The sequence below is a fragment of the Anoxybacillus eryuanensis genome, assembly GCF_051200995.1.
GTDB lineage: Bacteria > Bacillota > Bacilli > Bacillales > Anoxybacillaceae > Anoxybacillus > Anoxybacillus tengchongensis.
Window position 1 is genome coordinate 35,704 of sequence record NZ_JBPODS010000016.1, and the last position, 14,438, is coordinate 50,141.

Consider the following 14,438-nt stretch of genomic DNA (forward strand, 5'->3'; position numbering starts at 1 on the left):
TTCGCTTTGAGTGTGGGCAATAAGATATGGTACCATTGTAAAAAACGACGTTACTAAGAGGGAGAGTATGCTAGAAGTTGTGCATGAATTTATCGAAAAGCATCAATTGCTTGAGCGTGGTACAACTGTTGTTGTTGGCGTGTCGGGAGGTCCAGATTCGTTAGCATTGCTTCATTTTTTATGGAGCGAGAAGGAGCGTTACGATATTCAACTTGTTGTCGCACATGTCGATCATATGTTGCGAGGAAAACAATCAGAAGAAGATATGCATTTTGTGAAACATTTTTGCGAACAACGCAGTATTATATGTGAGGCAACACAACTGAATGTCCCGGCATATATGGAGCAAACAGGGAAGGGTGTGCAAGAGGCAGCACGTGACTGTCGATATACTTTCTTTAAGCAGGTGATGTCGAAATATCATGCGCATTACGTTGCTTTAGGTCATCACGGTGATGATCAAATAGAAACCGTACTTATGCGACTAGTACGCGGAAGCACAACGAAAGGATATGCAGGCATACCGGTAAAGCGACCATTTAGTAATGGATATATTATTCGTCCTTTTTTATGTATTGATCGACAGCGAATCGATCAATATTGTCAAAACAACGGGTTACATCCTCGCCAAGATCCGAGCAATGAAAAAGATGATTACACGCGCAACCGTTTCCGTCATTTCGTTTTGCCTTTTTTTAAACAGGAAAACAGTCGGGTTCATGAACATATTCAACAGTTTAGCGAGATGATGAGCGAAGATGAAGCGTTTTTAGAACAAGTGACAAAAGAAAGGTTAAAACATGTTGCCGACCAAAAAGAAGGATGTGTCCGTATAGATATCCTTTCGTTTATGAGCATGCCAAAACCTTTACAAAGACGAGGGATTCAACTAATATTAAACTATCTTTATGGGAATGTCCCATCGTCATTATCTTCTATACATATAAATCAAGCGTTACAATTTTTAAAACGGCAACATCCTTCAGGTATGCTTCATTTTCCAAACGGATTAAAAGTTATTCGTCAATATGAGGTGTGTATATTTACGTTTCAACAGGAACAAACGAATGAATATGAATTTCTTTTCCATGTTCCTGATACGCTCGTATTACCAAATGGATGTCAACTGATCAGTCAGTTGGTTGATCACTATCCTTTCGTTGAAGGCGATAATTATGTTGTATTTGATGCTGACCAGTTAAGGCTACCCCTTCGCGTACGAACGCGAAATGATGGAGATCGTATGAAAGTAAAAGGAATGGAGCATCCGAAAAAAGTATCGCGTATTTTTATTGATGAAAAAATTCCAGCAAGCGAGCGGGCACAATGGCCAATCGTCGAAGATGCAAACGGAAACATTATATGGATTCCGGGTGTAAAAAAATCAGCTTATACAGCAACAAATATTACAAAAAATCGCTATATTGTATTACACTATAAAAAGCAATGAATGATGTAGGAGGAAAGAATATGGGTATGCATCAAGATATGGAAAAAATTTTAATTACGGAAGAACAAATTCAACAAAAGGTAAAAGAGTTGGGAGCATTATTGACGAAAGAATATGAAGGGCGCTTTCCGCTTGCGGTTGGCGTACTAAAAGGCGCAATGCCATTTATGGCAGATTTAATTAAGCATGTAGATACATATTTAGAAATTGATTTTATGGATGTATCAAGCTATGGAAATGCAACGGTATCATCAGGAGAAGTCAAAATTTTAAAAGATTTAAACACATCGGTTGAAGGGCGCGACGTACTCATTATTGAAGATATTATTGATAGCGGCTTAACGTTAAGCTATTTAGCCGATTTATTCCGTTATCGCAAAGCAAAATCGATTAAAATTGTAACTTTGCTTGATAAACCGTCTGGTCGAAAAGCGAATATTGAGGCAGATTATGTCGGTTTTATCGTTCCGGATGAATTCGTTGTCGGTTATGGGTTAGACTATTGTGAGAAATACCGAAATCTTCCGTACATCGGTGTGTTAAAACCAGAAGTGTACAGCAAATAATTTTTTCATGCACATCGTTTGTTTTGGAACGTTTTTCTATGATACTATTGACTATAGCGTGTTTTAAGTGTGGGAGGAGGTAGGAGATGAACCGCATTTTCCGTAATACAATCTTTTACTTACTTATTTTTCTTGTCGTCATTGGTGTTGTTAGCTTTTTGAATGGCGGCAATCAACGGGCGGAGCGGATGACGTACGATGCGTTCATTACCCATTTAGAAAACGGTGATGTAAAGTATGTCTCGTTGAAGCCAGAGCGAGGAGTTTATGAAATTCGTGGACAACTCAAAACGTACGCAGAAGGACAGTTTTTTACAACTTACGTAGCCAACAGCCCGCAAGTTCTTCAGCGAATTGATGAGGCGGCAAAACAGGCAAAAGTAGAAGTGTTGCCTGCGGATGAAACGAGCGGATGGGTGACATTTTTTACGTCCATTATTCCGTTTATCATTATTTTTATTTTGTTCTTCTTTTTACTAAACCAAGCGCAAGGCGGCGGCAGTCGGGTCATGAATTTTGGCAAAAGCCGTGCGAAACTGTATAACGAAGATAAGAAACGTGTTCGCTTTAAAGATGTTGCTGGTGCGGATGAAGAAAAACAAGAACTTGTTGAAATTGTCGAGTTTCTAAAAGATCCTCGTAAATTTGTCGAACTCGGGGCTCGCATTCCAAAAGGCGTTCTTCTCGTCGGACCACCTGGAACGGGAAAAACGTTACTAGCGAGGGCGGTTGCTGGAGAAGCTGGTGTTCCGTTTTTCTCCATCAGTGGTTCAGATTTTGTTGAAATGTTTGTCGGTGTCGGTGCTTCGCGTGTACGTGATTTATTTGAAACAGCGAAGAAAAACGCTCCTTGTATTATTTTTATTGATGAAATTGATGCAGTTGGACGTCAACGTGGTGCTGGTTTAGGTGGAGGCCACGATGAGCGGGAGCAAACATTAAACCAATTGCTTGTTGAAATGGATGGATTCAGTGGAAACGAAGGAATTATCATTATCGCTGCGACAAACCGTCCTGACATTTTAGACCCTGCCCTTTTACGTCCAGGTCGTTTTGACCGACAAATTACGGTCGATCGCCCAGATGTGAAAGGTCGCGAAGCTGTCCTTCGCGTGCATGCACGCAATAAGCCACTCGATGAGTCAGTCGATTTAAAAGCGATTGCGATGCGTACGCCTGGTTTTTCTGGTGCTGATTTAGAAAACTTATTAAATGAGGCTGCACTCGTTGCTGCTCGGCGGAACAAGAAAAAAATTGATATGAGCGATATTGATGAAGCAACGGATCGCGTCATTGCTGGTCCTGCTAAGAAAAGTCGCGTTATTTCTGAAAAAGAGCGAAAAATTGTCGCTTATCATGAAGCGGGTCATACTGTCATTGGTATGGTGCTTGCGGATGCGGAAATGGTCCACAAAGTAACGATTGTGCCACGCGGTCAAGCTGGTGGATATGCGGTCATGTTACCGAAAGAAGATCGTTATTTTATGACGAAACCAGAGTTGCTTGATAAAATTACGGGGCTTCTTGGCGGACGGGTGGCTGAGGAAATCGTATTTGGCGAAGTCAGCACAGGAGCGCATAATGACTTCCAACGCGCAACAAGTATTGCTCGCCGTATGGTTACAGAGTTTGGAATGAGCGATAAGCTTGGACCAATGCAGTTTGGTCAGTCTCATGGTCAAGTGTTCTTAGGTCGTGATTTGCATAATGAGCAAAATTATAGTGACCAAATCGCATATGAAATTGATCTTGAGATGCAACGCATTATTAAAGAATGTTACGAAAAGGCGAGACGCTTACTAACGGAAAACCGTGACAAATTAGAATTGATTGCCAATACATTGCTTGAAGTGGAAACACTTGATGCCGAGCAAATTAAACATTTGTTCGAACATGGTACGTTACCAAATCGAAATGACAATAAACAAGAAGAAGTAAAAGTAAATATTCAAACGAAAAAAGAAGAATAAAGGTGTCTCTTTTTATAAGAGGCATCTTTTTTTACCGTCGGGTTAAACGATTATGATATGATGAAAAAAGGAACAAATTGTGAAAAAGTGGGGATGAGTGATGATTTTTGTATTAGACGTTGGAAACACAAACACAGTATTAGGTGTATATGATGGGGATGAGCTCAAGTTTCATTGGCGCATTGAAACGAGCCGAAGCAAAACAGAAGATGAATATGGAATGATGATCAAAATGTTATTGCAAGATGTCGGCTTGCGCTTTTCTGACATTGATGGCATTATTATTTCTTCTGTTGTTCCCCCAATTATGTTTGCATTAGAGCGCATGTGCACAAAATATTTTCATATTAAGCCGCTTATTGTAGGTCCTGGCATTAAAACGGGGTTGAACATTAAGTACGACAACCCGAAAGAAGTCGGAGCGGACCGAATCGTTAATGCGGTAGCAGGCATTCATTTGTACGGTGCGCCGCTCATTATTGTCGATTTCGGTACTGCGACAACATATTGCTATATTAATGAACATAAGCAATATATGGGAGGGGCTATTGCGCCAGGGATTACGATTTCTACAGAAGCGCTTTATTCTCGAGCCGCTAAACTTCCGCGTATTGAAATTGCCCGTCCGGATGACATTATTGGAAAAAATACAGTCAGTGCGATGCAAGCAGGCATTTTATATGGATATGTCGGACAAGTGGAAGGAATTGTGTCGCGAATGAAAGAAAACAGTGTCATTCCTCCAAAAGTTATTGCGACAGGTGGATTAGCATCTTTAATTGCTCATGAATCGAATGTCATTGATATCGTCGATCCTTTTTTAACGTTAAAAGGATTACAGTTGTTATATGAGCGAAACAAGAAAGGTGAGTGACAGCGATGGCAGATTATTTAGTAAAAGCGCTAGCATACGGTGGTCAAGTGCGTGCATATGCCGTGCGAACAACAGAAACAGTACGGGAGGCGCAGAGAAGACATCAAACATGGCCCACAGCATCTGCAGCACTTGGTCGTGCGATGACAGCAGGTGTGATGATGGGGGCGATGTTAAAAGGAGATAGCCAAATTACAATTAAAATTGAAGGTGGCGGACCTATTGGACACATTCTCGTTGATAGTAACGCCAAAGGCCATGTACGTGGTTATGTATCTAATCCGCATGTTCATTTTGAATTAAATGCAAACGGAAAGCTTGATGTTGCTCGGGCAGTTGGAACGAATGGAACGTTAACTGTTGTAAAAGATTTAGGATTACGTGACTATTTTACAGGACAAGTTCCGCTTGTATCTGGGGAGCTTGGTGAGGATTTTACATACTATTTCGTTTCCTCTGAACAAACGCCATCATCGGTTGGGGTTGGTGTACTAGTCAATCCAGATTATACGATATTAGCGGCTGGTGGTTTTATTTTACAACTCATGCCGGGTACAGAAGAAAAAACAATTGCACATATTGAAAAAAATTTAGCTACCATCCCACCAATTTCAAAAATGATTGAAAGTGGCTTAACACCGGAACAAATTTTATATGCATTGCTTGGCGGCGAGCAAAATGTAAAAATTCTTGAAACAATGCCGGTTTCATTCGTTTGTCGTTGCTCGCGTGAGCGTGTAGCTGATGCGATTATTAGCTTAGGGGCGGAAGAAATTCAACAAATAATTGATGAAGAAGGAAAAGCCGAGGCGTCTTGTCATTTCTGTAATGAAACATATGCATTTTCAGCTGAAGATCTCGAAGAATTAAAAAAGTTAGCAAAACAAAAATAAATGATTGACAATTTCGAAAATAACTGATAAATTGGTTACAAATTCTATAAAAATACTCGGGATTAGGGGTGAATGAGATGGCACGTGTAGTACAATCTATTACAGAGTTAATTGGTCAAACACCGGTAGTAAAGTTAAATCGCATCGTTGATGAAGATAGTGCAGATGTATATTTAAAGTTGGAGTTTATGAACCCAGGGAGCAGTGTGAAAGACCGTATTGCGTTGGCGATGATTGAAGCAGCCGAGAAAGCAGGAAAAATTCAGCCTGGTGACACAATTATTGAACCGACGAGTGGAAATACGGGAATTGGTTTGGCAATGGTTGCCGCTGCAAAAGGATATAAAGCCATTTTCGTTATGCCTGATACGATGAGTTTAGAGCGTCGTAACTTACTTCGTGCTTACGGGGCAGAACTTGTTTTAACGCCAGGAAGCGAAGGAATGCGTGGAGCGATTCAAAAAGCGGAACAGCTCGCACAAGAGCACGGATATTTTATGCCGCAACAATTTAAAAATGAAGCAAACCCAGAAGTGCATCGCTTAACAACAGGAAAAGAGATCGTTGAGCAAATGGGTGACCAACTAGACGCATTTGTAGCTGGAATCGGAACAGGCGGAACAATTACAGGGGCTGGAGAAGTGTTGCGTCAAGCGTATCCAAACATTAAAATTTATGCTGTTGAACCAGCCGATTCTCCTGTACTGTCTGGTGGAAAGCCAGGTCCACATAAAATTCAAGGAATTGGAGCAGGTTTCGTTCCTGATATTTTAAATACATCTATTTACGATGAAGTCGTTACTGTAAAGACAGAAGAAGCATTTGCTGCCGCTCGTCTAGCCGCTCGCCAAGAAGGTATTTTAGGAGGGATTTCATCAGGCGCAGCCATTCATGTCGCATTGCAAGTAGCGAAAAAATTAGGAAAAGGAAAGAAAGTATTAGCTATTATCCCGAGTAACGGTGAACGTTATTTAAGCACACCATTGTATCAGTTTGAGGAGTAATTCGGCAAGGACATTCTTGCCGAATTTTTTTTCGTGATTGTTTCTATATGTTCGTTGTACAATAAGCGTATGGACTGATGGAGAGGAGTGGCATCTTTGAGCAAGCAAAGGCGAAGAGCAATGATCAAAAAAGTCACATACGCACAACGCGATTGGTTTTCGCAATATAAAGATTTATCGCGGCAACAGTTGCATCATGTCGTTCTTGAAAGCGGGCGAGACGGCCGATATAGCATAGTCGGTTTGCAACCATTTGCAGTGATCATTGGTAAAGACGACAAACTGACAGTATGGCAAAAGCATCGTACCGAAACATTTGACGGGAACATATTGCAATCGTTGAAAAAATGGTTCAATCAATGGAAAACAGACAAGTTAGAAGAAGGACCTGATTTTCAAGGGGGGGCCATTGGCTATATTAGTTACGATTGTGCTCGTTATATTGAAAATCTTCCTTCTATTGCATGTGATGACTTGAATATGCCGGATTTATATTTTTTAGTATTTGATGATGTGTTCGTATATGATCATTGTGAATCTTCCCTTTATTTCATTACTCATTATGTAGAAGGGGAAGAACAACAAGCGAGCGAGCGCCTCGAGCGATACGAGCAACTATGGACAACCGATGTTTCCGGCGTTTCCCGTCCGTTTATTCCGAACTACGAAAAAGAAGAAACGGTGTCCATGAGCGAAAAACAGTTTATGGAAGCTGTCGAAAAAGTGCGGTCGTATATTGCGCAAGGTGATGTTTTTCAAGTGAACTTGTCTGTACGACAATCGAAACGCTTACTCACACATCCGTTTACGATTTATGAGAAATTACGCACATTAAATCCATCGCCGTATATGGCGTATATGCATTTCCCTGAATTTCAAATCGTAAGCGGTTCTCCGGAACTACTTGTAAAAAAGAAAGGTGAGTATGTAAGTACGCGCCCGATTGCAGGAACACGTTCACGTGGTAAAACGATTCAAGAAGATGAACAAATTGCGCAGTCACTATTAGCAAATGAAAAAGAGCGCGCGGAACATTTAATGCTCGTTGATTTAGAACGGAATGACCTTGGACGTGTATGTGCATACGGAACGGTGAAAGTAGATGAGTTTATGGTTATTGAAAAATATTCTCATGTCATGCACCTCGTCTCTCATGTTTCTGGTCAGCTTGCAGCCGGAAAAGATGCATTCGATGTCATATCAGCTACTTTCCCAGGCGGAACGATTACGGGAGCTCCGAAAGTGCGAACGATGGAAATTATCGAGGAGCTTGAACCTGTTCGCCGCGGCATTTATACAGGTTCCATCGGTTGGATCGGATTTAATGGTGATATGGAGTTAAATATTGCGATTCGGACCATGATTGCGAAAGACGGTCTTGCGTATGTGCAAGCAGGAGCAGGAATTGTCATTGATTCACAACCGCAACACGAGTATAAAGAATGTTTAAAGAAAGCATTTGCCTTATGGAAGGCAAAAGAGCTGAGCGAAGAAGAGCACGTACAATTAAGCATGAGGTGAGCCAAATGATTTTAATGATTGATAATTATGATTCCTTTACGTATAACCTCGTTCAATATTTAGGGCAATTAGGAGAAGAGCTAATTGTCAAACGAAATGATGAAGTGACGATTGAGCAAATTGAACAACTTCAACCGCATTTTTTAATGATTTCACCTGGCCCATGCAGTCCGAACGAAGCGGGTATTAGCATGGAAGCTATTGAATATTTCGCTGGGAAGATTCCGATTTTTGGTGTATGTCTTGGTCATCAGTCGATTGCACAAGTGTTTGGGGGGGAAGTTGTCCGCGCTGAACGCTTAATGCATGGCAAAACATCATCGATTTTTCATGACGGAAAAACGATTTTTACTCACATCCCTAATCCGTTTGTTGCTACTCGTTATCACTCGTTAATTGTAAAAAAAGAGACGTTGCCAGATTGCTTTGAAATTTCTGCATGGACAGAAGAAGGAGAGATTATGGCTATTCGTCATAAAACATTGCCAATTGAAGGGGTTCAATTTCACCCAGAATCAATTATGACGGAGCATGGGTTAGAAATGCTTAAAAACTTTATTACATTATACAGATGAAAGTGATGATATATGTTTATTTATGTCAACGGACAAATCGTAAAAAAAGAAGATGCACGCATTTCTCCGTTTGATCACGGGTTTATGTATGGGCTTGGAGTGTTTGAAACGTTTCGTATATACGATGGACATCCGTTTTTACTTGACGATCATTTAACACGTATTCAAAACGGGCTCGATATGTTAAATATTTCATTTTCCATCACCCGAAATGATGTGTTGCCAATTCTTTCTCAACTGTTAAAGGCTAACGGTTATCGTGATGCGTATGTTCGCCTAAATATATCTGCTGGAATCGGAGACGTTGGACTGCAAGTAGAACCGTATACAGATCCGACGATTATTATGTATATGAAACCGATTCCGACGTTTTCAGAAGAAAAAGTATGTAAAACATTACAAGTGAGACGGAATACACCGGAAGGCCCGATTCGTTTAAAGTCTCACCATTATTTAAACAATATTTTAGGTAAACAAGAAATTGGTCATCAACCAAATGTAGAAGGTATTTTTCTTACAAAAGAAGGATTTGTAGCAGAAGGTATTGTCTCGAACGTTTTTTGGGCAAAAGACGGCACCGTGTACACTCCTTCGCTAGAAACAGGTATTTTAAACGGTGTAACACGATTGTTTATCATCGACTTGTTGCGTTCATGGGGAGTCGATGTACAAGAAGGATATTATTCACTGCAACAACTCAAAGAAGCAGATGAAATATTTTTAACAAATTCCATTCAAGAAATCGTGCCCGTTTGTCGGCTAGATGGTGATGTATATCCCGGGAAATGTGGGGAAATGACGAGTCGTCTCCAACGTGCGTATGCCTCTTTTACTACACATTTATGGACAAGGTATGAAAGAAAGGATGGGTACGTCAATTGAGCGATATTATTTATTGCGGAAAGCATAAACTTGATTTGAGAAAACAAACGATCATCATGGGAATTTTAAATGCTACCCCCGACTCTTTTTCTGATGGAGGAAAGTATAATCATGTAGAGCAAGCTGTTGAACGTGCCAAGCAACTTGTAGTTGAAGGAGCGCACATTATTGATATTGGGGGAGAATCGACTCGTCCTGGAGCTGAAAAAGTATCACTTGAAGAGGAGTTGCGTCGCGTCATTCCAATTGTAGAAGCAGTCGCTAAAGCGGTGGATGTGCCAATTTCAATTGATACGTATAAGGCGGAAGTAGCCAAACAAGCCATCGAAGCTGGGGCGACGATAATTAATGATGTTTGGGGAGCGAAAGCGGACTCGAATATGGCTCAAGTAGCTGTTCATTACGGTGTGCCAATTGTATTAATGCACAATCGTCACGATCGGAACTATAAAGATATCATTTCCGATATGATTAACGATTTAAAAGAAAGTATCCATATAGTTAAACAAGCTGGTGTGAAAGATGAACAAATTATTATTGATCCAGGGATCGGGTTTGCCAAAACAGTAGAGCATAATTTGGAAGTGATGCGTCGGTTAGATGAACTTGCAGTTCTTCATTATCCCATTTTGTTAGGGACATCGCGAAAATCATTTATCGGGCATGTACTCGACTTGCCGGTATATGATCGATTAGAGGGAACGGGAGCGACGGTTTGCCTCGGTATTGCAAAAGGGGCGCACATCGTTCGGGTACATGATGTTTTACCGATTGCTAGAATGGCTAAAATGATGGATGCGATGCTAGGAAAAGGGGTGGAGCATGAGGGATAAAATTTACGTTCAACAAATGGAGTTTTACGGTTATCACGGAGTGTTCCCAGAGGAAAATAAACTCGGCCAACGTTTTTATGTTGATGTCATCATCGAAACAAGTTTAAAACAAGCGGGCATAACCGATGATTTAAATAAAACAGTGAACTATGCACATATATACGACATATGTCAAAGTATTGTTGAAGGAAAGCCATTTAAATTAATTGAGGCTGTGGCGGAACGCATTGCTGAGCAAATTTTATCCACGTATGCAACGGTGTCATCGTGTACTGTCAAAGTAACGAAACCAAATCCGCCAATTAAAGGTCACTATGCATATGTGGCGGTTGAAATTACGAGAGGACGTTAATAAATGGAACATATTTCTTATATTGCATTAGGTTCGAATATCGGTGACCGTTTTGAATATTTGCGCAAAGCGGTAATGGCGTTACGTGATCATACACATATTTCCGTTTTAGCGACATCCTCAATTTATGAAACAGATCCCGTTGGATATGTTGACCAAGCTTGCTTTTTAAATATGGTTGTCAAGGTGGTTACATCGTTATCTCCATTTGCTTTGTTGGCAGCCGCGATGGACATTGAAAAACAGTTTGGTCGCAAGCGGGAAGTGCATTGGGGTCCACGCACGTTAGACCTTGACATTTTGCTATATAATCATGAAAATATTGAAACAGAGCAACTTATTATTCCACATCCGCGTATGCTTGAACGGGCGTTTGTACTCATCCCGTTGTTTGAAATAGATGAATCTTTAATTATTCCATCTGTTCAACGTCCTTTACGTTCGTATGTTGAACAGTTATCCGATCAAGGAGTTCGTATATGGAAGAGTCGAGAAGCAGTAGCGGAACTATTTATGCCTTCAGGAAAGGAGGGGGGGTAATGTTCAAGATTGGGAATGTACAAATCAATAACCCTGTCGTGCTTGCACCGATGGCAGGAGTATGTAATTCGGCTTTTCGTCTAACTGTAAAAGAGTTCGGTGCTGGACTTGTTTGTGCGGAGATGGTGAGCGACAAAGCGATCTTATTTAATAACCCAAAAACGATGGGTATGCTTTATATCGATGAACGTGAAAAGCCATTAAGCTTACAAATCTTTGGTGGGGAAAAAGAAACGCTTGTACAAGCAGCTAAATATGTGGATCAACATACAAACGCCGATATCATTGATATTAATATGGGGTGTCCCGTACCGAAAATTACAAAATGTGATGCAGGAGCAAAATGGCTATTAGATCCAAATAAAATTTACGATATGGTAGCAGCCGTTGTTGATGCAGTAGAGAAGCCAGTCACAGTAAAAATGCGAATCGGTTGGGATGAAAATCATATTTATGCTGTCGAAAATGCTCAGGCAGTAGAACGGGCCGGTGGACAAGCAGTTGCTGTTCATGGACGAACGCGCGTACAAATGTATGAAGGAAAAGCGGACTGGAACGTCATTAAACAAGTAAAAGAAGCGGTTAACATTCCTGTTATCGGTAACGGTGATGTGCAGACTCCTCAAGATGCCAAACGAATGTTAGAACAAACAGGTGTCGATGGAGTGATGATTGGGCGTGCTGCCCTCGGTAATCCATGGATGATTTATCGTACTGTTCGTTATTTGGAAACAGGTGAGCTCATTCCGGAACCGTCTGTGCGTGAAAAAATCGAAGTGTGTATTTTGCATTTAGATCGTTTAATTGCTTTGAAAAATGAATATATTGCTGTAAAAGAGATGCGTAAACACGCGGCATGGTATTTAAAAGGCATTCGTGGAAATGCCAAAGTTCGCAATGCGATAAATGAATGCCAGACGCGTGATGAACTTGTGACGTTGTTGATGAATTTTGTCGAAGAAGTTGAATCCAAAGAACATCATGTTGCAATAGAATCGTAAAACATACTGTCAGCAGCTTATGCTGGCAGTATTTCTTAAAAAAATAAACGGTTATTGGAGTGAATTCTTATGTCGCATGAAGAATTAAATGATCAGCTGTTGGTTCGTCGTGAAAAGTTACATAAGTTACGCGAAAAAGGGATCGATCCATTTGGAAAACGATTCGAGCGTACGCATCACGCAGAAGAATTGTTTACGTTATACGGTCATTTATCAAAAGAAGAATTGGAAGAAAAGCAAATTCATGTTTCTATCGCTGGTCGCATTATGACAAAGCGTGGCAAAGGGAAAGCGGGATTTGCGCATATTCAAGATTTAACAGGACAAATTCAAATTTATGTGCGCAAAGATGACGTTGGTGAAGAGCAGTATGAAATTTTTGATACATCAGATTTAGGTGATATTGTCGGTGTCCAAGGAACCGTATTCAAAACAAAAGTAGGGGAATTGTCTATTAAGGCACATTCGTATGAAATGTTGACAAAATCGTTGCGACCACTCCCTGAAAAATATCACGGGCTTAAAGATATCGAACAACGCTATCGTCAACGTTACCTCGATTTAATTATGAATCCAGAAAGTAAAAAAACATTTATTACACGCAGTTTAATTATTCAATCGATGCGTCGCTATTTAGATCAAAAAGGATATTTAGAAGTGGAGACGCCAATGATGCATTCCATTGCTGGGGGAGCGGCCGCTCGTCCATTTATTACGCATCACAACGCTTTAGATATGACGTTGTATATGCGTATTGCAATTGAGCTACACCTAAAACGTTTAATTGTTGGTGGATTAGAAAAAGTATATGAAATTGGTCGTGTGTTCCGAAATGAGGGTATTTCAACGCGCCATAATCCAGAGTTTACAATGCTTGAGCTTTATGAGGCATATGCTGACTATACAGATATTATGAAATTAACAGAAGATATGATCGCGCACATTGCCCAAGAAGTGCTTGGAACGACAAAAATTCAATACGGAGAGTATGAAGTAGATTTAACACCATCATGGAAACGACTCCATATGGTTGATGCGATCAAAGAGTATGTGGGCGTTGATTTTTGGAAGCATATGAGTGATGAAGAAGCACGTCAATTAGCGAAAGAACATGGGGTAGAAGTAGCCCCACATATGACATTTGGTCATATCGTAAACGAATTTTTCGAACAAAAAGTAGAAAAACATCTTATTCAACCAACATTTATTTATGGTCATCCGGTTGAAATTTCGCCTTTAGCGAAGAAAAATCCAGAAGATCCACGCTTCACAGATCGATTTGAACTATTTATTGTTGCGCGTGAACATGCAAATGCGTTTACAGAACTAAATGACCCAATCGATCAACGTGAACGATTTGAAGCGCAATTGAAAGAAAAAGAACAAGGAAATGACGAGGCGCATGAGATGGACGAAGATTTTATTGAAGCGTTAGAATATGGAATGCCACCAACAGGCGGATTAGGGATTGGTATTGATCGTCTTGTTATGTTGTTAACGAACTCACCATCGATCCGCGATGTATTGTTGTTCCCTCAAATGCGTCATAAATAATTTTGAGAAAAACTGAGTGAGGTATTTTTCCTTACTCAGTTTTTCTTAAAAAAATAAAAAAACATCTTGCTTAAAGATGATGAAATGTGATATATTACTAAGCGTCCGTATTAAAGGTAACATGTAAAAATAAAAAATAAAAAAGTTGTTGACAAGAAAAATAGTAAATGTTATATTAAAAAAGTCGCTCAAAGAGCGGCAAAGATGTTCCTTGAAAACTGAACGAAGCGAAAAGCGTACGAAAGCTAAGGATAACTTTTTTATGGAGAGTTTGATCCTGGCTCAGGACGAACGCTGGCGGCGTGCCTAATACATGCAAGTCGAGCGAACGAATCAAAAGCTTGCTTTTGATTCGTTAGCGGCGGACGGGTGAGTAACACGTGGGCAACCTGCCCTGTAGACGGGGATAACACCGAGAAATCG

Annotated in this window: 14 protein-coding genes and 1 rRNA gene; all 15 read left to right on the plus strand. The window is 40.4% G+C overall.

Annotated features, from left to right (window positions below):
• Positions 1–67: 67 nt before the first annotated feature.
• Positions 68–1,450, plus strand: coding sequence for a tRNA lysidine(34) synthetase TilS (tilS, locus tag HNQ84_RS12945; RefSeq protein ID WP_435622363.1), 1,383 nt, complete (start codon positions 68–70; stop codon positions 1,448–1,450).
• Between the two features lie 20 nt (positions 1,451–1,470).
• Positions 1,471–2,016: a hypoxanthine phosphoribosyltransferase gene (gene hpt / locus HNQ84_RS12950; protein WP_032101693.1), complete on the plus strand. Its 546-nt coding sequence runs from the start codon at positions 1,471–1,473 to the stop codon at positions 2,014–2,016.
• A gap of 86 nt (positions 2,017–2,102) precedes the next feature.
• Positions 2,103–3,986 carry an ATP-dependent zinc metalloprotease FtsH gene (ftsH, locus tag HNQ84_RS12955; protein WP_055441861.1) on the plus strand — a complete coding sequence of 628 codons (1,884 nt, stop codon included), beginning with the start codon at positions 2,103–2,105 and terminating at the stop codon, positions 3,984–3,986.
• A 100-nt stretch (positions 3,987–4,086) separates the two neighbouring features.
• Positions 4,087–4,860: a type III pantothenate kinase gene (locus HNQ84_RS12960; RefSeq protein ID WP_435622364.1), complete on the plus strand. Its 774-nt coding sequence runs from the start codon at positions 4,087–4,089 to the stop codon at positions 4,858–4,860.
• Between the two features lie 5 nt (positions 4,861–4,865).
• Entirely contained in the window at positions 4,866–5,753 is an 888-nt protein-coding gene (gene hslO / locus HNQ84_RS12965) for an Hsp33 family molecular chaperone HslO (RefSeq protein WP_032101725.1), read from the plus strand.
• Between the two features lie 77 nt (positions 5,754–5,830).
• The gene (gene cysK / locus HNQ84_RS12970) at positions 5,831–6,757 is read left to right on the plus strand and encodes a cysteine synthase A (protein ID WP_055441859.1); all 927 of its coding nucleotides are present in this window, start codon (positions 5,831–5,833) and stop codon (positions 6,755–6,757) included.
• Between the two features lie 96 nt (positions 6,758–6,853).
• Positions 6,854–8,278 (plus strand): anthranilate synthase component I, encoded by a 1,425-nt coding sequence (trpE, locus tag HNQ84_RS12975; protein WP_435622365.1) that lies wholly within the window; start codon positions 6,854–6,856, stop codon positions 8,276–8,278.
• A 5-nt stretch (positions 8,279–8,283) separates the two neighbouring features.
• Positions 8,284–8,853 (plus strand): aminodeoxychorismate/anthranilate synthase component II, encoded by a 570-nt coding sequence (gene pabA, locus HNQ84_RS12980; protein WP_032101688.1) that lies wholly within the window; start codon positions 8,284–8,286, stop codon positions 8,851–8,853.
• A 12-nt stretch (positions 8,854–8,865) separates the two neighbouring features.
• A complete protein-coding gene (gene pabC / locus HNQ84_RS12985; protein WP_435622366.1) occupies positions 8,866–9,735 on the plus strand; it encodes an aminodeoxychorismate lyase in 870 nt (289 codons plus the stop codon).
• A 56-nt stretch (positions 9,736–9,791) separates the two neighbouring features.
• Complete coding sequence (gene folP, locus HNQ84_RS12990) at positions 9,792–10,568, plus strand: dihydropteroate synthase (RefSeq protein ID WP_245191203.1); 777 nt, start codon at positions 9,792–9,794, stop codon at positions 10,566–10,568.
• A complete protein-coding gene (gene folB, locus HNQ84_RS12995) occupies positions 10,558–10,920 on the plus strand; it encodes a dihydroneopterin aldolase (protein WP_435622367.1) in 363 nt (120 codons plus the stop codon). The genes folP and folB overlap by 11 nt, the downstream gene beginning before the upstream one ends.
• Before the next feature lie 3 nt (positions 10,921–10,923).
• The gene (gene folK / locus HNQ84_RS13000; protein WP_055441853.1) at positions 10,924–11,460 is read left to right on the plus strand and encodes a 2-amino-4-hydroxy-6-hydroxymethyldihydropteridine diphosphokinase; all 537 of its coding nucleotides are present in this window, start codon (positions 10,924–10,926) and stop codon (positions 11,458–11,460) included.
• A complete protein-coding gene (gene dusB / locus HNQ84_RS13005) occupies positions 11,460–12,461 on the plus strand; it encodes a tRNA dihydrouridine synthase DusB (RefSeq protein ID WP_032101683.1) in 1,002 nt (333 codons plus the stop codon). Before folK ends, dusB begins: the two co-directional genes overlap by 1 nt.
• Before the next feature lie 69 nt (positions 12,462–12,530).
• Positions 12,531–14,015, plus strand: coding sequence for a lysine--tRNA ligase (gene lysS / locus HNQ84_RS13010; RefSeq protein ID WP_435622368.1), 1,485 nt, complete (start codon positions 12,531–12,533; stop codon positions 14,013–14,015).
• A 259-nt stretch (positions 14,016–14,274) separates the two neighbouring features.
• Positions 14,275–14,438 (plus strand): 16S ribosomal RNA (locus HNQ84_RS13015); the annotation flags it as partial.